The organism is uncultured Bacteroides sp. (genome assembly GCF_947632445.1).
Classification (GTDB): Bacteria; Bacteroidota; Bacteroidia; order Bacteroidales; family Bacteroidaceae; genus Bacteroides.
Map to the genome: position 1 here is coordinate 1 of NZ_CANRPM010000015.1, position 24,780 is coordinate 24,780.

17 protein-coding genes and 1 pseudogene are annotated in these 24,780 nt (G+C 45.3%); 6 read left to right on the forward strand and 12 right to left on the reverse strand.

Annotation, left to right across the window (positions count from 1 at the left end; all coding sequences use genetic code 11):
* Positions 1 to 320 precede the first annotated feature (320 nt).
* Positions 321 to 1,418 carry a tryptophan--tRNA ligase gene (trpS, locus tag Q0Z70_RS04850; RefSeq protein ID WP_298072994.1) on the forward strand — a complete coding sequence of 366 codons (1,098 nt, stop codon included), beginning with the start codon at positions 321 to 323 and terminating at the stop codon, positions 1,416 to 1,418.
* An 81-nt stretch (positions 1,419 to 1,499) separates the two neighbouring features.
* On the opposite strand, the gene mutL is transcribed toward trpS, so the two are convergent.
* The 11 genes from mutL to tig all read right to left on the reverse strand — a co-directional run bounded on the left by mutL (position 1,500) and on the right by tig (position 16,652).
* Positions 1,500 to 3,377: a DNA mismatch repair endonuclease MutL gene (gene mutL / locus Q0Z70_RS04855; protein ID WP_298072995.1), complete on the reverse strand. Its 1,878-nt coding sequence runs from the start codon at positions 3,375 to 3,377 to the stop codon at positions 1,500 to 1,502.
* An 11-nt stretch (positions 3,378 to 3,388) separates the two neighbouring features.
* Positions 3,389 to 3,682: a hypothetical protein gene (locus tag Q0Z70_RS04860; protein WP_298072996.1), complete on the reverse strand. Its 294-nt coding sequence runs from the start codon at positions 3,680 to 3,682 to the stop codon at positions 3,389 to 3,391.
* A gap of 11 nt (positions 3,683 to 3,693) precedes the next feature.
* Positions 3,694 to 5,355, reverse strand: a complete 1,662-nt coding sequence (locus Q0Z70_RS04865; protein WP_298072997.1) for an OstA-like protein — start codon at positions 5,353 to 5,355, stop codon at positions 3,694 to 3,696.
* 43 nt (positions 5,356 to 5,398) lie between these two features.
* Positions 5,399 to 6,766 (reverse strand): peptidylprolyl isomerase, encoded by a 1,368-nt coding sequence (locus Q0Z70_RS04870; RefSeq protein WP_298072998.1) that lies wholly within the window; start codon positions 6,764 to 6,766, stop codon positions 5,399 to 5,401.
* Positions 6,767 to 6,776: 10 nt separating this feature from the next.
* Positions 6,777 to 7,646 carry a peptidyl-prolyl cis-trans isomerase gene (locus tag Q0Z70_RS04875; protein WP_298072999.1) on the reverse strand — a complete coding sequence of 290 codons (870 nt, stop codon included), beginning with the start codon at positions 7,644 to 7,646 and terminating at the stop codon, positions 6,777 to 6,779.
* A 36-nt stretch (positions 7,647 to 7,682) separates the two neighbouring features.
* The gene (locus tag Q0Z70_RS04880) at positions 7,683 to 9,119 is read right to left on the reverse strand and encodes a peptidylprolyl isomerase (protein WP_298073000.1); all 1,437 of its coding nucleotides are present in this window, start codon (positions 9,117 to 9,119) and stop codon (positions 7,683 to 7,685) included.
* Positions 9,120 to 9,326: 207 nt separating this feature from the next.
* The gene (gene guaB, locus Q0Z70_RS04885; RefSeq protein WP_298073001.1) at positions 9,327 to 10,802 is read right to left on the reverse strand and encodes an IMP dehydrogenase; all 1,476 of its coding nucleotides are present in this window, start codon (positions 10,800 to 10,802) and stop codon (positions 9,327 to 9,329) included.
* A gap of 99 nt (positions 10,803 to 10,901) precedes the next feature.
* Positions 10,902 to 13,085, reverse strand: a complete 2,184-nt coding sequence (recQ, locus tag Q0Z70_RS04890; protein ID WP_298073002.1) for a DNA helicase RecQ — start codon at positions 13,083 to 13,085, stop codon at positions 10,902 to 10,904.
* A gap of 180 nt (positions 13,086 to 13,265) precedes the next feature.
* A complete protein-coding gene (gene clpX / locus Q0Z70_RS04895; RefSeq protein WP_298073003.1) occupies positions 13,266 to 14,510 on the reverse strand; it encodes an ATP-dependent Clp protease ATP-binding subunit ClpX in 1,245 nt (414 codons plus the stop codon).
* Between the two features lie 2 nt (positions 14,511 to 14,512).
* Positions 14,513 to 15,175 (reverse strand): ATP-dependent Clp endopeptidase proteolytic subunit ClpP, encoded by a 663-nt coding sequence (gene clpP / locus Q0Z70_RS04900; protein ID WP_298073004.1) that lies wholly within the window; start codon positions 15,173 to 15,175, stop codon positions 14,513 to 14,515.
* 121 nt (positions 15,176 to 15,296) lie between these two features.
* On the reverse strand, positions 15,297 to 16,652 hold the full coding sequence (gene tig, locus Q0Z70_RS04905) for a trigger factor (protein ID WP_298073005.1): 1,356 nt from the start codon (positions 16,650 to 16,652) through the stop codon (positions 15,297 to 15,299).
* A 315-nt stretch (positions 16,653 to 16,967) separates the two neighbouring features.
* On the opposite strand from tig, the gene Q0Z70_RS04910 reads away from it, so the two are divergent.
* Together Q0Z70_RS04910 and Q0Z70_RS04915 are read left to right on the forward strand one after the other, a co-directional pair.
* The gene (locus Q0Z70_RS04910) at positions 16,968 to 17,183 is read left to right on the forward strand and encodes a hypothetical protein (protein ID WP_298073006.1); all 216 of its coding nucleotides are present in this window, start codon (positions 16,968 to 16,970) and stop codon (positions 17,181 to 17,183) included.
* A 46-nt stretch (positions 17,184 to 17,229) separates the two neighbouring features.
* Positions 17,230 to 19,392: an alpha-N-acetylglucosaminidase gene (locus tag Q0Z70_RS04915; protein WP_298073007.1), complete on the forward strand. Its 2,163-nt coding sequence runs from the start codon at positions 17,230 to 17,232 to the stop codon at positions 19,390 to 19,392.
* A 667-nt stretch (positions 19,393 to 20,059) separates the two neighbouring features.
* Here Q0Z70_RS04915 and Q0Z70_RS04920 read toward each other — a convergent pair.
* Positions 20,060 to 22,279, reverse strand: coding sequence for a beta-N-acetylglucosaminidase (locus Q0Z70_RS04920; protein ID WP_298073008.1), 2,220 nt, complete (start codon positions 22,277 to 22,279; stop codon positions 20,060 to 20,062).
* Between the two features lie 215 nt (positions 22,280 to 22,494).
* Between Q0Z70_RS04920 and Q0Z70_RS04925 the strand changes: the two are divergent.
* The 3 genes and pseudogenes from Q0Z70_RS04925 to Q0Z70_RS04935 form a co-directional block, all read left to right on the forward strand.
* Positions 22,495 to 22,647, forward strand: a pseudogene (locus Q0Z70_RS04925) (site-specific integrase); the annotation flags it as partial.
* Between the two features lie 579 nt (positions 22,648 to 23,226).
* Positions 23,227 to 23,772 carry a transcriptional regulator gene (locus Q0Z70_RS04930; RefSeq protein ID WP_298073009.1) on the forward strand — a complete coding sequence of 182 codons (546 nt, stop codon included), beginning with the start codon at positions 23,227 to 23,229 and terminating at the stop codon, positions 23,770 to 23,772.
* Positions 23,754 to 24,668 (forward strand): hypothetical protein, encoded by a 915-nt coding sequence (locus Q0Z70_RS04935; protein ID WP_298073010.1) that lies wholly within the window; start codon positions 23,754 to 23,756, stop codon positions 24,666 to 24,668. The genes Q0Z70_RS04930 and Q0Z70_RS04935 overlap by 19 nt, the downstream gene beginning before the upstream one ends.
* The last annotated feature ends 112 nt before the right edge of the window (positions 24,669 to 24,780 follow it).

The following is a 24,780-nucleotide window of genomic DNA, read 5'->3' on the forward strand; positions in this document are numbered from 1 at the left end:
TTTGTTCCGTTATTTCGCAGATAACTGAATAGGGACATAACAGTCTAAGGATAAATGACTTAGAAGCCCTATCCCTGTAAAGTCCGAGCAAAAAAGGCAGAAAAATAAGGATTAAACACTTCTATTTTACTTCATTATCCGGTCGTATCGGATAACGAAAAATATCAACAACGGGAAGAAATCCCATCACAAAAGATAGGGAACCGACCTGGTTCGGAATGGCAAGTCGTTTTTTCTCGCCGCTTCCACCCGTATATCTGAAAAAAGAGCTAACTTTGCGCCCGTGACCGATTTGTCTGTAACAAATAAAAAGAAGATATATGGCAAAAGAAAAGATCATCCTTACAGGCGACCGCCCGACAGGACGCCTGCACATAGGCCACTACGTGGGCTCACTGCGCCGACGTGTGGAACTGCAAAATGCGGGAGACTACAAGGACATGTTTGTCTTCATAGCCGACGCACAGGCTTTGACGGACAACATGGAGAACCCGGAGAAGGTGCGACAGAATGTCATCGAGGTGGCATTGGACTATCTGGCCTGCGGCTTAGATCCGACAAAGAGCACGCTCTTCATCCAATCGCAAATACCGGAACTGTGCGAACTCTCGTTCTACTACATGGACTTGGTGACCGTGAGCCGCCTGCAACGCAATCCGACCGTAAAGACCGAGATTCAGATGCGCAACTTCGAGGCAAGCATTCCCGTAGGTTTTTTCACCTACCCCATCAGTCAGGCTGCCGACATCACGGCTTTCAAGGCGACCACCGTCCCTGTAGGTGAGGATCAGGAACCTATGCTGGAACAGGCCCGCGAAATCGTGCGCCGCTTCAATTACATCTACGGGGAAACTCTGGTAGAGCCGGAAATCCTGCTGCCGGACAATGCGGCCTGCCTGCGTCTGCCCGGAACGGACGGCAAGGCGAAGATGAGCAAAAGCCTGGGTAACTGCATCTACCTGAGCGACCCTGCCGACGAAGTGCAGAAGAAAATACGCAATATGTACACAGACCCGGATCACTTGCGCATACAGGATCCCGGTAAGATTGAAGGCAACACGGTGTTTACTTACCTCGACGCATTCTGCCGTCCCGAACACTTTGAACGCTATCTGCCGGATTACCCCAACCTGAACGAACTGAAGGCTCACTATCAGCGTGGCGGTTTGGGCGATGTAAAGGTGAAGAACTTCCTGAATGCCATCATGCAGGAAACTCTGGAGCCTATCCGTGCCCGCCGCAAGAAATTCGAACAGGATATACCGGCTATCTACGACATGCTGAAACAAGGTTGTGAGAAGGCTCGTGAAACGGCTGCCGCCACACTGGACGATGTACGCCGTGCCATGAAGATCAACTACTTCGACGACGCTGCTCTGATAGCCGAACAGGCCAGACGTTTCCGCGAAGAATCATAAAAAGGAAAAGAGACATAAAAGAACAGAGGCTGAACTCTCCACAAGGGATTTCAGTCTCTGTTCTTATTCACCCCGACCATGTCATTTGGCAAAAAGCCGTTCAATCTCTTCTTCGCGGATTGTAGTCAGCACGGCATGTCCGTCAGGCGTATAATTGGGAGCCTCGCACGCAAACAGGTCATCCACTAAAGCCACCATTTCATCTGCGCTCAACACCTGCCCATACACAATGGCTGCTGCACGGGCCAAAGTCAATGCCAGCACAGACTGCACTTCCTCCTTCACATCACAGCCTTTCTCCAAAGCCGTATGTACCATATTACGCACCAAATCCACAGGGTTCAGTCCCTCAATACCCGAAGGAACTCCATTGATGGCATAGCTGCCTCCGCCCAAAGAGGTCAATTCAAAGCCTACGGCAGACATATCCTCCTGAATATTCTCAAGTACAGCCGCTTCGGATGCCGGAAACTGAACTATCTCAGGGAACAGTACGCCCTGGACCAGGCCATGCTTTTGACGGATCTGCTCCATATACCGGTCAAACAAGACACGTACATGAGCCCGATGCTGATCGATCAGCATCAACCCGGACTTAACGGACGTCAGAATATAACGCCCCTTGAACTGCCAATGCTGTCCGACGGCTGCGCTTCCTCCCCCGAACATCATCGGAGGGAGCGACGAGGACGAATCTTCCGACGGTATTGCAGCCGGCGGCCATTCCGCTCCGGCCGGTGCATCAGGGGGCACCTCCTCATTCATCCGGCTGGCTTTCTCCAATCCGGTATAGAGACTTTCCCACTCTGTCCGGGGACGTGAATAAGAACGATCGCCCCCATAAGAAGAAGTCTTAAAAGGATTGTAATCGGCATTATAGTGTACCTGAAGGGGTTCCACCGGCCGAGGCCGCTCATAAACGGGGATATCCGGCAGGCCCTCGGTATCGAAATCAATGGAAGGCACAGCATTGAACTTGCCCAAAGCCTCCTTGACTGCCGCAGAAAGGATTTGCCAAACGGCCTGTTCATTCTCAAACTTAATCTCGGTTTTAGTCGGATGGATGTTCACATCAATATTGGCCGGATCCACTTCAAAATATATAAAGTAGGAAATCTGTTCACCCGCCGGTATCAGATGCTCAAAAGCATCCATTACCGCCCTGTGAAAATAAGGATGCCTCATATAGCGCCCATTTACAAAAAAGTACTGATGGGCGCCTTTCTTGCGCGCGGTCTCAGGCTTGGCTACATAACCCGATATCTTGACCAACGTCGTATCTACCTCCACCGAAAGCAGCTGTTGATTTAATTTCTTCCCAAAAACAGCGATAATACGCTGACGCAAAGGCATGACAGGCAGGTTGAACAATTCGCTGTCATTGCTGTACAGATAAAAAGCGACATCTGGATGAACCAGCACAATGCGTTCAAACTCTGCTAAGATATTACTCAATTCGGTGGAATTGGTTTTCAAGAATTTACGTCGGGCAGGTACATTAAAAAACAGATTCTTTACAGAGAAATTACTTCCTTTTGGACAAGAAACAGGCTCCTGGCTTTCAACTTTGGAACCGGCCAGCAACAAACGTGTACCCAGTTCTTCATCGGCCAGTCTTGTCTTCAGTTCTACCTCGGCAACAGCCGCAATGGAGGCCAATGCCTCGCCCCGAAAACCCATTGTACGTAAGGCAAACAAATCCGCAGCTTCACGGATCTTGGATGTGGCATGCCGTTCAAAAGCCAATCGGGCATCTGTTTCAGACATACCTTTGCCATTGTCTATCACTTGCATGCCTGTTTTTCCGGCATCCGTCACCAATACATGAACTTCTGTGGCTTCTGCATCAATGGCATTCTCGACCAACTCCTTAATGACAGAAGCAGGACGCTGTATCACTTCGCCAGCTGCAATCTGATTGGCCACCGAATCCGGCAGCAAATGGATAATATCACTCATGCTATACAAATTTAGATTATTCCATTACTAATGGCATACCACAAATAAGCCAGTAACATAATGAAAAACAGTATGACAATAAAATGTAAAGGACGTTTTCCGCTCTCCTTGCGACGTTTCAGGTGAGTAGTTCCTTCTATGAATTTTCCACGAATATCTTCGGGGTTAAATTCTTTCTTCTCAGTCAGCATGCCCAACTCACGCTTGGCATTCTCTTTCATCTTGTCCAACCTTTCCTTACGCTCGTCCACGTAAATATAGGAATGATGAAAGCCCCTCGGTTTTCTCATCGTAAACATACCCATAAAGCACTCTCCTATTTTTTAGTTCGTTCGATATGCATATCACGCGGAGAGACAGTAGGCCGACGCGAGCTTTGCTTCAGCACAGCATCCGACTTCTTGCTCCGCCAATTAAAAATATCCTCTTTGTCCAATGGACGAATATAGTCTAACCATACGAAAGAAGGCAAACGGTACTTATCTGCAGGAATCTGACCCATCGGATATGCAGTGCCGTTCGCTTTTCCAATAAAAGCTCCCCGTTCCATTTTTCTATCCTTCAACATCATTCTCAAGAAACCTCCCTCGGAATAGTTCATCAAAATCAACGAACTGTCCCGCTCTTCTACCGGATAGAAAATAACCAGTACATTTCCGTTCACATCCACCTGACGCATCTCGCCGCTGACAAAATAGGCCTTCATTTCTTTCCCGGACACTTGATTGTAGTGCAATGTATCTTTTTGTTCTACGGTCAGCGCCTGATCGATGATATGCGCCCAGTCAATCGTGCTGTCATTCATGTAAACCTTGACCTGTTCGCCCAACAACTGTTCAGAACCATACCAAAGTACCGGATCGGTGTACATGGTCATACAAGAATCTTTGGAATTATAAACCAACGAGTCGCAAACAGCCTGAATATCTGTACGGAAAGCACGCACCTTGTGGTAGACACGCATCTCACGATACATGGAGTCAGTGTTCAAATGATAAGTTACCAAACGCAGCGTATCTCCATGCATAAACAAGCTGTCACCTTGTGAATAATCCACAGCTACCGCTCTGTCTGTAGCCAAAGCATTACCGGTCAGCTCATTATAAAAACAATAGTTGCCGGTCAGCATATTACGATTTACCGTATCATTCATCTGCACATGGTCAAAAGCCTCACCATATCCCAGCTTGCGATCGTAAAACAAGCTGTCACCGGTCAGTTTCTTTCCTTGATTGGTCAAGACGGAACGATCCAGCAGTTCGGCCTGTTCTGTCACGGTATTATATATACCCCGTTCGGAATAAATATGATTATTGTCGCTCACAATATCGGAAGGCCCCAAGATAGTAGCCACCTTTGTTTCCGCATGGTACTTTAATGTATCGGAAGTCAATACAAAACGGGGATTGGTCAGCTTCACTTCATGGTTGAACACAGCTATTTTAGTAGCCGGACTATATTCTCCCCATACGGAAGTCAATACATTCTCTTCGTCTGTCAGAGTACCGCCATCGAAATAATACCCCAAATTGTAAATACGGTCGTAATTCAAACTGTCTGTAGTCAGCTCTGTAGTACGATTAATCATCCGCACGTTTTCACGAAGCATCGCTAATTGTGCCATACCATCGTAATACAGATAATCCCCGTAAATAAACAACGTATCACCTTGTTCCATCCGTACATTTCCAAAAGCCTCTACGGAATTGAGACGTTTGAAAATCAAAGCACTGTCACAGTACATATACATACTGTCATGGCGCAGCCTTACAGATCCTATCAAAACCTGAACATCCGGCCGAACCTGATCATCAGCCTGCGCCTCATCAGCATATAACAAGTCAACACGTGTCTTTTTCTTCTCCGGCTCTTCCTTCTTATCCTGCGCACTGAGCAGACAGATACCAAACAGGCATAGAATACCTGTCAGAAGATATCTATGCCTGCTTAGAAATTTAAAAACAATACTATTGTGCATATAGTTAGTCTAACATTCACAGATTGTATCTATACAGCCAAACTTAATCCTTAATCCATCCCGGATATTTGAACTCACACTGATTCCAGCCTTCCTTAATACGAACATAGGTATGACGCTGTTTCTCACGTATCCATTTATCCAGTACTTCAGCACGCCGTTTCTCAAGTACCAAATCTTTCAAATTCTGATAATCATCCGTAATAGTAGCTTTATGACCGTTAATGCGACTTTTCAGCTTGACGATGACACATTCCTCCTTACCTGTTTTTTCAGGAATCATAGTAAAGGCTTCAGAAATTTCACCGACATTCATTTTATCGACCACTTTGGCAATCTCAGGAGGAAGTTCCTGCATCTCGAACTTCGATGTATTGTTGTTGGGATTGGGCAACAAGCCATGATTATTACGAGTATCCTTGTCTTGCGAAATGACTGTTGCAGCCTCTTCAAATGTAAACTTATTATTCCGAATATCATCTGCAATAGAATCAAGGCGAGCTATACCGGCTTCCAACGCGCTCTCAGGCGTATGCGGACGAAGCAATATGTGCCGCACTTTAATACGGTCACCACGTTTTTCTATCAACTGGATAATATGAAAACCATACTCCGATTCCACCACTTTAGATACTTTGGTAGGATCCTGTAAGTTGAAAGCTACATTCGCAAAAGACGGATCAAGCTGCCCACGACCATAGAAAGGCATTTCACCGCCATTAATCGCCGACGCACGATCCTCGGAATACATACGGGCCAAAGTAGAGAAACTGGTTTCGCCCTTATTAATACGATCGGTGAACTCACGCAAACGTTTTTTCACCTCTTCTACCTCTTCTACCGGAATCCTTGGTTTCTGTGTGACAATCTGAACTTCAACTTGCGTAGGGATATAAGGAATACTGTCCTGAGGCAAACTTTGGTAATAACGACGTACCTCAGCGGGCGTAATTTTCACCTCACCCACCAATTTCTGCTGCATGCGCTGCACAGTCAATCCTTCACGGGCATTCTCACGCAAGGTTTCACGAATCTGCGTAGCACTCTTGTTCCAATATTCTTCCATCTTCTCCATCGAACCGATGCGGCTGACATACTGATTAATCATGAAATCCACCTGGCTTACGACCTCACTCTCAGACACCTCTATACTGTCCAAAGCCGCCTGATGTAAAAACAACTTTTGCACAGCTATCTCTTCAGGAATGACACAATATGGATCGCCATCAAACCTACGTCCATTGTACAACGCATCCAAACGTACTTCTTCCACATCAGATTTCAATATGGCTTCGTCACCAACTACCCAAACCACTTCATCTATCACATTGTCCTGCCCCCATGAAGGCACAAGAGGCAATAGCATAAAGGCCCATAAAACTGCAAACTTAACGTTCATACACTTTTTCATTCCTAATATCTTAGTTCTCACAATATTTAATCTTACCATCTTCGATGGCCTGCTTATACAAATCATCTTTTACTTTATTCAGGAACTCAACTTGCTTCTGGTTCAATACCAAATCATTTACCAACGGCTTAGCTGCCTCATAAGGTTCTTGGGCTCCTGTGGGAATATAATCTGCTACATTCAAAAAATACCAAAAAGCCGTATCCTTGACTTCTATCCGACGATTACGAGAGAAATAGGTATCTGCATCCGACGTCTTCAAAGGTATCCATGAAAGAATCTCCGAAGCCGGTATCCATTTGTCATAAAAATACTCATATTTCACAGCATTCTGCAAACTATATTTTTCCAAATGTTCAACCGCAGACTGTCTCTCATCTTTATACCACTGACGTACCTGGCTCAACTGAGGGGCTGTCAAAGGGACCTTTATGAATAAGCCACACATCAATGGAGCATCCGCTTTGAACACGGCTTTGTTTTGCTCATAATATTCCTGCAACTCCTCTTCTGTAATCTCTTCCGATAATTTCTGATGAATCAACGCCTGTTGATAAGTATGCATAATCAATGCTTTCCGATAATTGTACACCAATTTTTCTATTTCATCATTATCGGGCACATTACTTTGTGCTTTTTCATACAATAAAATATCCTCTGCCCAATTACGTATATAGTGTTCTGTAAACAACAAACTGTCATCCCGGCTTTGTCCAGCAGGCTGTACAGCCGTCAAATCCTCTTTGTATAAAAAATTACCGTCCAGTTCCACCAAAGGTGTTCGCCCTTTATGGTCGTACTGTGACTCTTTACATGCTCCCAAAAGGAACAAACAGAGATAAAACAGACAAGATTTTCGAATTGCCACTTTTTTTCTCATATCTGGACTACGAAGATAACGGTTTAATCAATTGCTTCAGTGAGAATTAACGGTTTTTAAAACCTCTTCGTTTATTTCAACCTTAAAATCACGACGAAGTTGATGCGACCACTGATTCTCCAAATCCCGATAATAGTCTGCCCACATCTGTTGGCTGACATCTTCCCAACGTACAGCCCCCTTACGTTTTTCTCCTAAAACAATCCAATAAGGGTAATTTGCCAAAGATTGGGGTTTGCCTTTTTTATAAATCCGATTGTCTACAAAGGCATTGTCACCAGGAGCAAACAAGCCTCGTTCTACCACAACATTTTCCTGCCCTCCTGTATTCACGCCTAAACGGATAGCCTCTACCCATTCTTCCTGCGGAATTTTCTTGAGAAACTTCCGCACTTGTTTTGCCATACGTTTCGTTTTATAATGTAAAACGATTCCATCATAACGTTCTTCCGGCCAATCATAACATTTTGCATACTTCTTAAAATATCTTACCACATCAGCCGAATCCGCCCTAACAAGATTACTGATTTCCCGATGCACTATTGCATCGCCCAACAAACTATCCCGGAAGAAACACAACTCCCCTCTTAAATCGGAATTATCATCCCCTAAATGAATATATGCACAATCTAATACCGATTTAGCAACAAATAAATCCATCTGTTTACGGACAGAAGCCGGATAAGCTCTTGCAAACAAATCGAAATCAGCCCCTGTATAGACTTTCCCGTCCATTGTAAACAATGTACCAGTACTCTTTCCCTTCCGCAACAGTTCCTCCACTCCAGATTTATCTGGCATATATCCATAACACCGTTTCAAAGAATCAACTGACGAAAGGAGCAAACGGTTGTTTGGTTTGCTCAACAATCGGCCTTCCAAGCCATGACATACTTCTTCAAAATCAAGTTGATCCTTATGATCCAATACCTTCACTATATGAATTCCATGGGGTGTGAAAAAAGGATTGGACACCTTACCGACCGGTAAGGTAAACACGACTTCCTCAAATTCGACAGGCATCTGCAAAGGAGTTACCCAAAACGTGTCTTTGTCCTCAGAAAAGCGGTTTACACAATCATCAAACCGCACCTTCCCATTTTTTAATAATTGATACAGAGAATCCATCTGAGTTTCAACCTCATGGAGCCTCAATGCGGAAACATTCTGAGGAATGTACTTAAATATATGACTTACATGAACACGACCCGCATATTTCCGCTTCTGTAAAAGACAATAATATTCATTGATGACAGAATCTGCATGTTCACTATCATACAAACATTGTTGTAACAATCCACGACGATAGGAATTTAAAAGAAAACAAATATCGGACACTGTATCCAGTTTGGTCTTTTCAGCAGCCAATGCCTTAAGCTTGAAATCTATGAAGTGATCCAAATTTGCAGATTTCTCCGCACACTTAGAACAATAATATTTATATTCGGCTACATCGACAGGTTCTCCGTCCACATGCATCAATACGGATTTCGACTGTGATCGACACCACCCCGACACGACTAAGGCGCACAGACACACCCACCAATATTTCAACATCATAGTTCCCAAATCGTATTCATATATTTATAAAAACAAGCACGGACAACACCTTACTACAGTTCCTCTCTTAAAAAAGGCCTGCAAAATACGTGTTGTCCGTGCTTTAAAGTACATAAATGGTTATTCAGGCCGGCTATAATTAGGCGCCTCACTGGTAATAGCTACATCATGCGGATGACTTTCAAGCACACCTGCATTCGTAATACGTGTAAATTTAGCATTATGCAATTGCTCAATATTCGCAGCGCCACAATATCCCATACCAGCACGCAAACCACCAACCAACTGATAAATTACTTCATACAACGTACCTTTATAAGGTACACGAGCAGCTATTCCTTCCGGAACCAATTTCTTCACATCACTTGTTCCACTTTGGAAATAACGATCCTTCGAACCATTCTCCATAGCTTCCAAAGAACCCATACCACGATAAGACTTGAACTTACGCCCATTGAAGATAATGGTATCGCCTGGTGACTCCTCTGTCCCTGCTACCAATGAACCTATCATCACACTGTAACCACCGGCAGCCAACGCCTTTACAACATCGCCAGAATAACGCAAGCCACCATCGGCTATCAAAGGAACGTTCGTACCCTCCAATGCCTTGGCCACATCGTAAACAGCAGACAACTGAGGAACTCCCACACCAGCTACAACACGAGTTGTACAGATAGAACCTGGGCCAATACCGACCTTCACCGCATCTGCTCCAGCCTCAACCAACATTTTAGCCGCTTCGCCTGTAGCAACATTACCAACAACAACATCAATATCCGGGAATGCTTTTTTAACCTCTTTCAGTTTCTCAATCACATATTTGGAATGCCCGTGAGCCGTATCAATCACAATAGCATCCGCACCAGCTTCAACCAATGCTTTCATACGATCCAATGTGTCAACCGTAACGCCGACACCTGCAGCCACACGCAGACGACCTTTGGCATCCTTGCAAGCCATCGGCTTATCTTTAGCCTTTGTGATATCCTTATATGTAATCAAGCCAACAAGTTTCTTGTCTTTGTCAACAACCGGAAGCTTCTCAATCTTGTGTTCCTGCAGGATTTGTGCAGCAGCCTCCAAATCTGTAGTCTGATTGGTCGTAACAATATTTTCTTTTGTCATCACCTCATCGATACGCTTGTTCTGATCTCTTTCAAAACGCAAATCGCGATTGGTGACAATACCCACTAAATGACCTTCATCATCGACCACTGGGATACCACCAATTTTGTACTCAGCCATCAAAGAAAGTGCATCAGCCACTGTAGATCCTCTCTTAATAGTAACCGGATCATAAATCATTCCATTTTCCGCACGCTTTACGATAGCTACCTGACGTGCCTGCTCTTCAATGGACATATTCTTATGAATTACACCGATACCACCTTCACGAGCAATGGCAATCGCCATTTTAGCCTCCGTAACTGTATCCATCGCAGCCGTTACAAAAGGAATTTTCAACTCAATGTTTCTTGAAAACTTTGTCGAGAGTTCGACCGTTTTTGGGAGCACTTCAGAATAAGAAGGGATTAGCAGTACGTCATCATACGTTAACCCATCCATGACAATTTTATCTGCAACAAATGACATAAGACGTATAAAATTTATTACGTGCAAATATACGTTTTTTATTCCATTCTACATATATCTGCACGCAATAAATTTTCTTTTTAGCTCAAAGACAAAAAATCAATTTGCCATTTCAGAGATAAACTTGATACGAACTAGTCGCACTTCCTCCTCTGTAAAATCGTCGCCTAACTCTTCTAAGGCATCGTCAATATTATCCGTCGTCGATTCTTTGAAATAATCATAAATGTCCAGCATGTGATCCTCATCCATAATATCTTCCAAGAAATAATCTATATTCAGCTTGGTGCCTGAATAGACAATAGCTTCTATTTCATCCAGCAGCTCATCAAATTCAATACCTTTCGACACTGCAATATCATCAAGTGCAACTTTACGGTCGATTGCCTGGATGATAGCTACCTTCATCTTAGACTTATTAGCTACGGTACGAACGCGCAAATCCTCAGGACGCTCTATTTCATTTTCTTCACAATGACGCTTGATCAACTTGCAAAATTCCTCGCCATATCTCTTTGCTTTTCCAGCACCCACGCCTGGGATATTCTGCAATTCCTCCAACGTAATGGGATATATCGTTGCCATAGCCTCTAAGGACGGATCTTGGAATATTACGTATGGTGGCACTTCCAAATGCTTTGACAACTTTTTGCGCAAATCTTTCAACATAGAATATAACGTCGGATCGACTGCACAGGCACCACTCCCACGAGCGGGTGTTTCTTCCTCCATTTCCTCAAAATCATTGTCTTTCGTTATCTTAAAGGAGTTGGGATGTTTAAGAAACTTCCGCCCTTCATCCGTCACCTTAAGCAAGCCATAGTTTTCTACATCTTTACCCAGATAACCGGCTATCAAAGCCTGGCGGATTACGGCATTCCAAGTTTTATCTTCTTCACCCATGCCTGAACCGAACACTTCGAGATCTTCATGTAAATGGGCCTGAACCTCCGATGTTTCCCGTCCCAGGATGATATCTATAATATAATCTGATTTGAAATTCTCCTTTACAGCAAGAATGGTTTCAATCACAATACACAATAAATCTTGAGCTTCCACTTGTTTCTTCGGATTTAAACAATTGTCACAATTACCACAATTTTCCTCCGTATATTCTTCGCCAAAATAATGCAATAAGGTCTTGCGTCGACATACGGAAGACTCTGCATACGCAGCGGTTTCCAGCAGAAGCTGCTTGCCTATTTCCTGTTCTGCCACAGGTTTGCCCTGCATAAATTTCTCCAGTTTCTGCAAGTCTTTGTTTGTATAAAAAGTGATGCATTGTCCTTCTCCACCGTCTCGCCCCGCACGTCCCGTTTCCTGATAATAACCTTCCAGACTCTTAGGAATGTCATAATGAATGACGAAACGCACGTCAGGTTTATCAATGCCCATACCAAAAGCGATAGTAGCAACAATGACATCAATCTTTTCCATCAAAAAATCATCCTGATTCTGCGAACGGGTTGCAGAGTCCATACCAGCATGATACGGACGTGCATTGATTCCATTCGCCTGCAGCACTTCGGACAACTCTTCCACCTTCTTACGACTCAGGCAATAAATGATGCCGGACTTTCCCGGATTGTTCTTGATGAATTTTATAATGTCCTTGTCTATATTATTCGTTTTGGGACGTACCTCGTAATAGAGATTGGGACGATTGAAGGACGACTTGAACACTTTCGCATTGGTCATGCCCAGATTTTTCTGAATGTCATGCTGTACCTTGGGAGTAGCCGTGGCTGTCAGAGCTATCAAAGGAGCCTTTCCGATTTCATTAATAATGGGACGGATACGACGATATTCAGGACGGAAATCGTGTCCCCATTCCGAGATGCAATGTGCTTCGTCCACTGCATAGAACGATATCTTCACCGTTCTCAGAAATTCTATATATTCATCTTTTGTCAATGACTCTGGAGCGACATAAAGCAATTTGGTCTTCCCACTCAAAATATCCGATTTCACCTGATCAATGGCAGTCTTATTGAGAGAAGAATTAATGAAGTGTGCCACTCCGTCTTCTTCACTAAAATTACGCATGGCATCCACCTGATTCTTCATCAACGCAATCAAAGGAGAAATGACAATGGCTGTCCCCTCCATTAGCAATGAAGGCAACTGGTAACACAACGATTTTCCACCACCGGTGGGCATCAGTACAAACGTATCGTTACCAGCCAGCAGATTTCGGATGATGGCCTCTTGATTCCCCTTGAATGTATCGAACCCGAAGTATTTCTTCAGTTGACCTGTCAAATTGTTCTTCTTCTCTGCCATGTTTCTAAATTAGAATGTTGTTTATTAAACGTCCTTTTTTTATCTCTCTCCCTTGAAATTAGATTGTCCCTTTCAAGGGTATTAACAAAGTTATAAACAACTTCTCAATTTCCAAACAAAATACCTCGAATATTTTAGGGGAAAACACTAAAAACACTTCTTTCGCTTCATTTTATACTATTAAGCATTCTGCAATCTAGCAATATTAGCCTTTTCCAACTGATGCTTGGCATAATCCAACGTCACGATAAAAGTTTCTTTCCGCTCAGAAGGAATCTCAAACATGGCATCCATCATGATGGTTTCGACAATAGAACGCAAACCGCGAGCACCAAGCTTGTACTCCATAGCCTTGTCCACAATATATTCGAACACGGTATCTTCGAACTCCAACTTCACGCCGTCCATCTCGAAGAGTTTGACATATTGTTTGATAATGGAGTTCTTGGGCTCCGTCAAGATGGAACGCAAAGCAGTACGATCCAACGGATTCAGATAGGTGAGCACCGGCAGACGACCAATAATTTCAGGAATCAAGCCAAAGGATTTTAAATCCTGAGGAGCAATGTATTGCATCAGATTATTCTTGTCGATGGTAGCCGTATTGCGCACAGCGCTATAACCTACGACATGGGTATTCAGCCGCTGCGCTATCTTCTTCTCGATGCCGTCGAACGCTCCGCCACAAATGAAAAGAATATTCTTGGTATTAACCGGTATCATCTTCTGCTCAGGATGTTTTCGTCCGCCCTGGGGAGGCACGTTGACTACCGAACCTTCGAGCAACTTCAGCAAACCTTGCTGTACTCCTTCACCGCTAACATCACGAGTAATAGACGGATTGTCTCCCTTGCGGGCAATCTTATCAATTTCGTCAATGAACACAATGCCACGCTCGGCTTCAGCTACGTTATAATCAGCCACCTGAAGCAAACGGGTCAGAATGCTTTCAATATCCTCACCCACATAACCCGCCTCGGTCAGCACCGTAGCATCTACAATCGTGAAAGGCACATGCAACAACTTGGCAATGGTACGCGCCAACAGCGTTTTACCTGTACCCGTACTACCCACCATGATAATGTTTGATTTTTCAATTTCCACATCATCACCACTATTTTTCTGCAACAGACGTTTGTAATGGTTATATACAGAAACAGAAAGAAAGCGTTTGGCATCATCTTGCCCAATGACATATTGATCCAAGAAAGCCTTTATCTCCACCGGCTTGGGAAGTTCCTTCAGATTCAATTTCTTAATACCGTCCTTCTGCTTACTTCCCATGGCTTCTTGCGTGATTTCATAAGCCTGTATGGCACAACTGTCGCAGATAAAGCCGTTCATTCCTGTTATCAGAAACCCGACTTCATCTTCCGTGCGACCACAAAAACTGCATCTGTTCTTTGTCCTTTTTGAATCAGCCATACTTACTTCTTAATCAACACTTCATCTACCATGCCATACTCTTTTGCTTCCTGTGCAGTCATCCAATAATCACGATCGGAATCAGCCCATACTTTGTCAAAGGGTGTATGTGAATGGTCGGCTATAATCGTATAGAGTTCTTTCTTCAATTTCTGAATTTCACGAGCCGTAATTTCGATATCTGAAGCCTGCCCCTGTGCTCCTCCCATCGGCTGATGGATCATGACACGCGAATGAGTCAGGGCAGAACGTTTACCTTCAGCCCCGGCCACCAACAATACGGCCGCCATACTGGCTGCCATACCCGTACAGATAGTAGCGACATCGCTGCTGATAAACTGCATCGTATCATAGATACCTAAGCCTGCATACACCGAACCGCCTGGTGAATTAATATAGATAGAGATGTCCTTACCCGGGTCTACCGAATCCAGATAAAGCAACTGTGCCTGGAGGGTATTAGCCGTATAATCGTCGATCTGAGTCCCCAAAAAGATGATGCGGTCCATCATCAGACGGGAAAACACATCGAGCTGGGTAACATTGAGCTGACGCTCCTCCAAGATATAGGGATTCAAATAACCGGCCTGCGACTTAATCACATCGTCCAACACATGGCTGTTCATTCCTAGATGCTTGGTGGCATACTTTCTAAAATCATCCATAATCTTTCTCTTAAATTAAATTGCGGGTGCAAAGAAACAAAAAAGAATAGAGAGAGACAAAAAAATCGGGGATGTTTGAAAAGTTTTTCAAGCATCCCCGATAATAATAATGAGTTAAATTTTATTTAAACATTTTATTAAAGTCAACTGCCGAGATGCTCTTGTGTTCCAACGTTACTTGGAGCTTCACCGCAGCTACCAGCTTCGTCTCTACTACACGGTTTACAAGACCTTCAATGCTTTCTTTCTTTTTCAGCATTTCCTTAGCATAATTGTTCAATAGGTCTTCAGGAACATTCAACATGCCATACATAGCAAACTGTGTACGAGTTGATTCCTTGGCCATGTTTGTAATATCGTCCTGCTCAACCTTGATGTCGTTGGCCTTCACCAGTTGCTCCTTGATCAAATGCCAGGTCAGCTCTTCAATGCTCTTGTCATAGTTTTCTTCCACGGACTTCTCGTCCTTGTCGGCGTTATTAGCCAGCATCACACGCTTCAGCAAAGCATCTGAGAATTCCAGCTTGCCAACCTTCTCCATCAAAACCCTGCGCAAGTCAAGGAGAAATTTGTAGTCGCTATCAGCTACAAACTGCTTGACAATCGCTTCTTTTACTTTAGCGCGGAATTCTTCTTCCGTTTTCACCACATCTTTGCCAAATACCTGGTCGAAGATTTCCTGGTTCAGGTCGCCAGGTACGAAACGGGTGATTTCCTCTACCTGATAGCTGAAGTTGGATTTCACTTCGGCAGCAGCTTCCTTGTCAATCTTCAGCAGCGAAGCCAGTTCGGCAGGATTGCCATTCCATGCAGCATGCGGGTTGAACACAAGTACATCGTTCACCTTCGAATTAACAAAGATAGCCTTCTGCTCATCGTTCTTCATATAAGAAGGCATCATCACAGCACCTTCTACCTGAATGCCGCCTTCCTTCGTGTTGCCCTGCTCGTCTAATTCAGCCAACAGACCTTTCAGCATGTCATTGTCAGCATATACATCTACCTTGTCGTACTTGCCGTTACGCTGTGTATAAGACTTCACCTGGTTGTCCACCATTTCGTCAGTTACTTCGATGTCATAGTAATCCACCTTGTCGGCAGTGCCTACTTCAACCTTGAATTCGGGAGCCAGTGCAATGTCGAACAGGAATTCGAACTCCTCCTGCGTATCAAAGTCGATAGCCGGCTGCTTGTCTTCATTAGGCAACGGCTCACCCAACATGTTCACCTTATTATCTTGTATATACTTATATACAGTTTCAGAAAGCAGCTTGTTCACTTCCTCAGCCAATACCGACTTGCCATACATCTTCTTCACGAGGCTCATCGGAATCATACCTTTACGGAAGCCGGGCATTTGAGCTTTCTGACGGAAAGACTTCAAAGCCTTGTCTACTTTCTCCTGGTAATCTGCTTTCTCAAGCTTTACGGTAAGCAGTGCACTCACCTTGTCAATGTTTTGCAATGAAACGTTCATCGTAACAAATTATTTATTTGATTTATATCATATTTCAAAATCTCAAAAATAGGTGCGCAAAATTAGTGTTATTCTTTCAATTATCAAAAAACGGGAGGCAAATTATTTTTAAGAGAGACATTCCACATTCTTCCGAAACCTTTTCCAATCCGCTACATTTCAACCAGATGCCCCACCTGTTCTCTATATTCCATCATCAAACCGCCCAAAATAAGCACAATCGTCATCGTTTCTTTCTTTTCATTAATAAATTCAATCCTTTAACTGATTTATATACAAATGGATTATCTTTGCAAAGAAAAATCAGTATTCCCCATGAAAAAGACAAGAAACATCGGCTTGCTCATAATAATTTTAGCTGCGAGCCTATGGCAGCTTAACGCTTCTCCGACAACCGACGGATTACCCTTCGTAACAACCGCCACAGTATTTCATCCCACAGACATGCCGGCTTCAGTTCACGGCTTCAGTTCAGGCAACTTCCTCAAATATGGGATGAAAGCTGGAGAAGTATCCAACCTGACCTACTGAACTTTATAAACCATCCATATTCAAACCTTAAAAAGTAGGAATGCTTATGCAAAAGCTATCGTTTACACTCATCGGACTGCTCTTTCTGATGCTAACAAGCCAAGCAGGAACACCCATCAACGGATTACTGGATCGCATTGATACAAACGCCTCCCGTAAATTTGTCATCGAATACATAAAGTCGGATACAGATTTCTTTGAACTCGACCAAAAAGGGAAAAAGGTCGTTATACGCGGAAATAACCATGTAAGTATTGCCACAGGTATCCACTGGTATCTGAAGTATTACGTCGGTATCCACCTGACATGGAACAACATGCATGCCAAGCTGCCGGACGTGCTTCCCTCCGTTACGAAAAAAGAGCGACATGAAACAACACTGAAGCATCGTTACTACCTGAACTACTGTACCCACTCCTACTCCATGGCTTTCTGGGACTGGGAACGATGGCAACAAGAAATAGACTGGATGGCCCTGCATGGCATCAACTTACCTTTAGCCATCACAGGCACGGCCAGCGTGTGGCGAAACGTTCTTACCCGATTAGGCTACAGTACAGACGAGGTGAATAACTTCGTGGCCGGCCCGGCTTTCCAAGCCTGGTGGCTGATGAACAACTTGGAGGCCTGGGGAGGTCCCAATACATCCAACTGGTACGAGAAACAGGAAGAATTACAAAAGAAGATACTCAAACGCATGCGAGAGTTCGGCATAGAGCCTGTCTTGCCCGGCTACTCAGGCATGGTGCCCAACAACGCCAAAGAAAAGTTGGGCCTGAATGTAGCTGAGCCAGGTCTGTGGTGCGGTTATCGGCGCCCTGCCATCCTGCAACCTACCGACCGGCAGTTCCAACACATAGCCGATCTCTATTACGAAGAACTAACTAAACTTTACGGAAAAGCCAACTACTATAGCATGGATCCCTTCCACGAAGGAGGCAGTGTAACGGGTGTAGACCTCAATGCAGCCGGGAAAGCCATCCACGCCGCCATGAAAAGGGTCAACCCGAAAGCCGTATGGGTGGCCCAAGCCTGGCAACAGTGCCCTTATGAAGAGATGATAGCCAATCTGCCCGCAGGCGATCTGATTGTGCTCGACCTATACTCAGAAAGCCGTCCACAATGGGGCGACCCGTCCTCGACATGGTATCGTAAGAATGGCTTCGGAGCGCACGATTGGCTTTACTGCATGTTGCTCAATTACGGTGGCAATGTGGGATTGCACGGCAAAATGACACATGTCATCAACGAGTTCTATAAAGCTCGGAACAGCCGCTTTGGCCAGACATTGAAAGGCGTAGGCCTGACGATGGAAGGAATCGAGAACAACCCTGTGATGTACGAATTACTGTGTGAATTGCCTTGGCGCACATCTCCCTTTACCGGCAACGAATGGCTAAAAGATTACATCCAGGCACGCTACGGAAAAAGTGATCCACAAATCGAGGAAGCATGGGAACTGTTACGAACCAGCATCTACAACTGCCCTCCCTCTTCTACCCAGCAAGGCACACACGAATCCATTTTCTGCGCACGTCCTTCGCTCAAGGCTTATCAGGCTTCCAGCTGGTCGGAAATGAAAGACTATTATAAGCCGGAGGATGTTATCAAAGCCGCCGGATTGATGATAGAAGCCGCTCCCCGCTTCAAGGGCAACAACAACTTTGAATACGATCTGATAGGCATCGTGCGTCAAGCCGTAGCCGAAAAAGGCCGATTGGTCTATTCCGTCGTGACAAGTGCCTATCTCGCTGGAGAAAAGGAATTGTTCAAGACCGCTTCCTCCTGTTTCCTCCACCTGATAGAGCTACAGGACAGCCTATTGGCCACACGCGATGAGTTCCGTTTAGGGAAATGGATTGGAATGGCCCGGAATATGGGCAACACAGACACCGAAAAAGACTGGCTGGAATGGAACGCCCGCGTACAGATTACTACGTGGGGCAATCGGCAGGCAGCTGATGCAGGAGGCCTGAGAGATTATGCTCATAAGGAATGGAACGGGCTGCTGAAAGATTTCTACTACCTGCGCTGGAAAATCTATTTTGATTATTTGGAAGCCAAGTTGAACGGACAGGAGCCTGAAAATATAGACTTCTATACAATAGAAGAAGCTTGGACACAGAAACATAATTCTTATCCGCAGGAAGCTGAAGAAGGAGACGCCATTCGCAGAGCACAAACCATTTACAGGAAAATTTTCCACTAACAAAGAATTAGGCACAGGTCATACGAACGACCATAAAAAAGGAGGACAACAAACATCCTCCCTTTTTTATCAGCTATCTTGTCTTTATAGCTCCCAAATCACTTTGGAAATAATCCGAGAAGGGCTCAAAATAGTCCTGTCACACCAAGTAGCAGATTATCAATAAAATAGTGCGACACCTTAGGGCCTTTGGTAAACATTTCCGTGAAAAATAAAAAATACCTTGCCTTTAAAGGCAGCCTATTTTTTATTTTATTTCAAAAAAGTTTGCACAGCTGCTGTCACTGTCGCAGCAACCGACTGTATATCAATAAATTGGTGTGACAGGACTGTTTTACTCGTACCAAAAACTCGTTTTTCTTCCTCTTTTTTTCACGGGCAGATTTTTCCGTCTTGACGCCGTGCTTGCTGACCCCCTGACGAAGTGCTTCGTCTCCTCCTCAGAAAGCACTGCATGACACCCTCACGCAGCACTGCGTCGGGACTTCAGGAAGTGCTACCTGACTGCATAAGGGAATGGAAAATTTGTTACAAATTTATTGCCGGCTATCGCAGCCTGCTGTTGCTTTGAAAAGGAACCCGCCATTGAAGTGAACTTTATCAAGGACGGGCAACCGGCTATCTTTTGATTTATGTCGAACTCACGTTATGTAGAAAAAGAGAGGATTTACTTTTCTTCAAATCCAAACTGTTTAAAGTAAACTTTCTGTTCCTGTCCGGTCATATTGGTCAGACGGATTTTTTGTACATTCCGTCCTTCTACATCTGCCTTATAAAGAGTCTTTCCATTAGCATGTTGAAGGGGGATTTCTTCCCATCTTTGTCCATCAGCAGTCATTTCCAAACGAATAAGCTTGGGAGCATCGACTATACCGAAATCGACAGTGAGACTCTTCAGCGTACAAATCTGCTCCATCATCAACAAAGCCTCGCCTCCTGCCTGCCAGCGAATCACTTCGTTAGAAGGAGACACATTACCCATCTTCCCTTTACGCAATACCGGCAAGGCTGCCAACTGAGGCACATCGCTGCTCCAGGTATATGGCATATAAACCGCACGTGTATCCAATGTAGCCTGATAAGCCTGATTATAAAGTCCGACACTTGCCTTAAACAAAGCATAGAACGTAGGAAGAAGTATCCTGCTTCCACTCTTTACTCCAGGCTGATAGGGATTCTGGTTGTAAGAAGTATCGACCTTATACATCAGAAGCTGTAAGGATTTTGCATGTTCATAAGCCGTTTCAAAGCCGGATTTGTCTGTCACGGCTCGACGCATCATTTGCAGAACAGCCTCACCATATTGTCCCACCAGTTTGAACTGCATGAGCCAAGGCTTCATTTCGGCAATCAATGGTTGGTTTTCCTGAGATACAGACAATATATCGGACGCAGCGACAATCTTCCGACACTCCTCGCTAACCTGATACCAAGCATCTTCGTCAATAACATGCTGCTTTTCATAGGTAGAGCGCAAAGTTTCCAAAGCAGGTTGCAAAGCAACTGATTCATCGCGTCGAAAACGATGCCCGTTAGCTCCTAAATCAGAATTGTGAGCGGCAAAGGTTTCCAAATATGCTGCATGATGGGGCATCAAATCCATAACAGCTCGTTTCCACGATGCGTCGCTGTCATAGTCGGACAGATTCCAGGCATAATCGGCCACACTATACAAAGCTATTTTGGATGCTTCAGCATGTTCCATGGGATTAGAAACAAAACCTTCCATTTCGTCCTTAATATCAAGTGCATTGCCATAGACAGGCCCCATAAGCAGATGGTCACGTACATAATCGGACACAGGGAAGTTCCACCAGATGTAAGCCTTACGTTTCAGAAGCGGATTGATAAAATCCATCGTTTCACGGTCAATGGTAGCAATTACACTGTTTCCTGTCCACATTATTTGAATACCCCTATTCAGTTTTTCTCCCAAAGTAGTCAGATAGCCACCCTTCACGTTAGACCAGGCCTTATTATACTCCGTAGGACACATAATGAGTGGCTCCACATCGCCTTTCACCTTTACAAAATAATCATCCAGGTAATTCAATAAGTCTGCCTGTTTGTCAGCCTTCGTGCCTTCTCCCGAAATATCATCGAAAAATACGGCAAAACCTCGTACACCCAGCTGATACATCTTTTCGAACTTATTTAGCAGGTTCTGACGGTCTTCGTCGTTCCACTTGATGTCTTGTCCCGGATGGATGGCCCAATAAAAAATGACATTGTTCTCTTTTGCCTTGTTCACCAATTCCTTTAATTGAGCAGCATCATGTTCAGGATAAGGTTTACGCCAGTTTGGGGTACTGTGATAAGGATCATCCTTCGGACCATAAAGATATACATTCATCTTATTACGACCGTAGAACTCCAATTGGCGCAAACGGGCTTCATGACTCCAAGGCGTACCGTAAAAACCTTCGACCACCCCACGATAAGGAATATCAGGGTAATCCGTCACTTCAACCAGAGGTAGTTTAGGCAAGGTCAGCAGTTGTGACAAAGTCTGTACACCGTAATAGGCACCACGAGCATCTGCACCGGCAATTACAATCTCGTTCTTACTTACTTTCAGATAATAACCTTCGGCCTTGGAAGGTATCAGATGGACATACCTACGTATATTCTTATCCCCTTTTACACCCACAGTTATTCGAAAAGCAGCCTTTGCTTGCCGATCAGGTAGCAACGTACCGAGCAGACGAACAGCATCAGAAGCCGCCCCTTCGGTATCAGCCGAGAAGCTATAGGCATCTGGCAAGACAATGCTGTCTTGAAGGGCTTCATACACTTGGGGAGTGGGTTGCAGATGGAATTCCTGAGCGGAAAGCATTCCTAATGATAAACATCCAACCCAAACAGAACATAAAAGTTTTCTTTTCATAGCAGTTTGATATTAATTGCTGCAAAAATACATGATTTCTGAATATAAGCAAACTCAGGATATTATTTTATCACTTTCTTCAACTTCTATAGAAACTTCATTTGATATTGATAGATTTCTCTATAGCCGGTAGGATTATTGAGGCGAACATCCCGTCCAATCCTCCAACTGACACCGACTTGCATTACGGTTCTCGTTTTATACACACAACCTGTAACCATCAGATTCCCGTGTCAGTCATCAGTGCAGGTATGGGCCATACATCGGAGCGCACGACACAGATTTATCTGACCATGTTAGAAAATTCGGTGATAGACAATGCAAACAGGGGAATCCTGGAGTCGCTGCGTTGTGTCCTCTCTTCGTAAGAGTGAATACAAACGGACGTGCAAAAGTACGACTTTAATTTCATCCGCCAAACAAAATACAATAATATTTTCTCTAAAAATACCCCCCCCCGAAAGGCAAATCATTGGTTTACAGATGTTTGATGCATTAAAATGCAAAAAGGACAGAATGCACTATTGTCTGTTCTTCAATTCCCACCCCGTCCGGTTTCCCTGTCCGTGACGGGGTGTGGGTTGTACATAACGTTATAAGAATTGTACAAATCGTTGGTTTATGCTGTTGCATTGCAAAGCAAACCAATCTGTTACAAAAATGTCTTCACTCTTACGAAGAGAGCACACAGACGGGCCGGATTCACGGCTTTATACCGGGAGCAAGCGGATATAGTCACAAGCCGGTGTGTCGGAGCGTGCACAGGTGCATCGCAGGCGGCCGAATCCGAAGTGCATCGTCGGGGAAACGGGTGTCCCGGCGGTGAAAGAGAAGAAACACCCTTTTCAGAATAAAGAAGAAAAAACACTTGAGTTAAAAATATCCTTCCCTCTCTCACTATGGAGCATACACCGGTTCAACAGGACAGGCAGCCGCACTGGTACGCGATGTCGATATATCGCAATTTGGTATCTCCCATCAGAACAATCTGTGAGCGCGACGGCATGGAAACCTACCGGCCGATGCGGATAGCCGAGACCTTCACGGACAACGGGCTGGAATACGGCGAGAAACCGCTGGTTCCGAACCTGCTGTTCGTGAAGGCACCCTGCGAGTATGTCCTGGGGCTGAAACAGATGACGCGGAACCGGGGCATGGCCTACTGCCATCCGGGGACGAACTGTCCCGCACCTATCTGGGACAAGACGATGGAGATGTTCATGTCCGTCGTGAAATGTGGGGCGCGGAGACTGGAAGCCGTGGACTTTCCCATCGACAAGGGCGACAGGGTGCGTGTGACAGAGGGCATCTTCAAAGGGGCGGAAGGATATATCCGGCGGGTGCACGGGACGAAGCTGCTGGTCGTCGCCATCGAAGGGGTCGTCGCCGTCGCCGTTTCGCACATCCCCCGCCAGTGGCTCGAACGCATCGGGCCGCCGAGGCCGCAGAACGATTATCCACAAGACGGGCAATCATGGAGCCAACGAGTATAGCGCAGACACACGCCGGACTGACGGCAGAAATAACTTGGGTGCAGTCCATCCCCCTGACGGACGCCTTGTCGGACAATGCCATAGCGTCGCTGATGAAAATCTACGCCGCCCTGCACAATCTGGTCGTCACGTGCAGTCCGGACGACACTTACGGCGACCGCAGGATATACGGGGCGGCCATCGACCGCCTGTACCGCATCTGCCGGCGCCGTTGTTCAAAAAGATACTCCTTCGCACGGCGCAGCCGCATGATGTCGGTACTGTACGATTCGCTGTACGGTACCTGTCGGGATCCCGGTTCCGACAAGGTGGAAGGCTACTGCAAATACGGAACCGACATTATCTCGACATGGTTCGGGCGGTATGCGATGACAACCGCTGCACAGGGACTGGAATACGATGTGCTTCGCAATATTGCCTATGGGTACTATCCGGTACCGGAGGAGGACAGGGACGACAAGGTATTCCGATACTTTGCCGGACGCGTTGCGGCGTGGACGGCTGAGTTGGACGGACACGAGGAGTGGACGGATATCTCGGAGGGCGAAGCCCTGCAGCGGGTGGATATTCTGTGCCGCAACTCCTACATGTTCCTGGACGGGACGCATGACCGGCAGATCGAGCGGTTGTACAACCGCTATTACACGCGGATTACAGGACGGCTCGCAGCACAGGCCGACATGACGGTTGACGACTGCCGGACGCTGGCTTTGCTCTACGAGCTGGCGATGTACTGCATGCCGTGCGGGGACGGTTATGACAAGGCGGCGTATATCGTGCAACTTGCACAGGACAAAATGCGCACGCTGCCGGAAGACAGCGATGCACAGTTGGTTTGCCGGGCTGTCTGCATCGACCGGCTGTGTATGCGGAAGGGACAGGAAATCCAGGAGTAAATCTTCGGTAATATCGCATAATTGCAAAAGCAACGACAAGCAGCCTGTCGGCAGATATAAATGACTGCTGCAATGGGGTGCGGAGTTTACGCGATACCATTCCATAATTGAA

Excerpts from the sequence above, each read along its gene's own strand:
- trpS (WP_298072994.1), top strand. The coding sequence starts at position 321 with ATGGCAAAAGAAAAGATCATCCTTACAGGCGACCGCCCGACAGGACGC.
- mutL (WP_298072995.1), bottom strand. The coding sequence starts at position 3,377 with ATGAGTGATATTATCCATTTGCTGCCGGATTCGGTGGCCAATCAGATT.
- Q0Z70_RS04860 (WP_298072996.1), bottom strand. The coding sequence starts at position 3,682 with ATGGGTATGTTTACGATGAGAAAACCGAGGGGCTTTCATCATTCCTAT.
- Q0Z70_RS04865 (WP_298072997.1), bottom strand. The coding sequence starts at position 5,355 with ATGCACAATAGTATTGTTTTTAAATTTCTAAGCAGGCATAGATATCTT.
- Q0Z70_RS04870 (WP_298072998.1), bottom strand. The coding sequence starts at position 6,766 with ATGAAAAAGTGTATGAACGTTAAGTTTGCAGTTTTATGGGCCTTTATG.
- Q0Z70_RS04875 (WP_298072999.1), bottom strand. The coding sequence starts at position 7,646 with ATGAGAAAAAAAGTGGCAATTCGAAAATCTTGTCTGTTTTATCTCTGT.
- guaB (WP_298073001.1), bottom strand. The coding sequence starts at position 10,802 with ATGTCATTTGTTGCAGATAAAATTGTCATGGATGGGTTAACGTATGAT.
- recQ (WP_298073002.1), bottom strand. The coding sequence starts at position 13,085 with ATGGCAGAGAAGAAGAACAATTTGACAGGTCAACTGAAGAAATACTTC.
- clpX (WP_298073003.1), bottom strand. The coding sequence starts at position 14,510 with ATGGCTGATTCAAAAAGGACAAAGAACAGATGCAGTTTTTGTGGTCGC.
- clpP (WP_298073004.1), bottom strand. The coding sequence starts at position 15,175 with ATGGATGATTTTAGAAAGTATGCCACCAAGCATCTAGGAATGAACAGC.
- tig (WP_298073005.1), bottom strand. The coding sequence starts at position 16,652 with ATGAACGTTTCATTGCAAAACATTGACAAGGTGAGTGCACTGCTTACC.
- Q0Z70_RS04910 (WP_298073006.1), top strand. The coding sequence starts at position 16,968 with ATGAAAAAGACAAGAAACATCGGCTTGCTCATAATAATTTTAGCTGCG.
- Q0Z70_RS04915 (WP_298073007.1), top strand. The coding sequence starts at position 17,230 with ATGCAAAAGCTATCGTTTACACTCATCGGACTGCTCTTTCTGATGCTA.
- Q0Z70_RS04920 (WP_298073008.1), bottom strand. The coding sequence starts at position 22,279 with ATGAAAAGAAAACTTTTATGTTCTGTTTGGGTTGGATGTTTATCATTA.
- Q0Z70_RS04930 (WP_298073009.1), top strand. The coding sequence starts at position 23,227 with ATGTCGATATATCGCAATTTGGTATCTCCCATCAGAACAATCTGTGAG.
- Q0Z70_RS04935 (WP_298073010.1), top strand. The coding sequence starts at position 23,754 with ATGGAGCCAACGAGTATAGCGCAGACACACGCCGGACTGACGGCAGAA.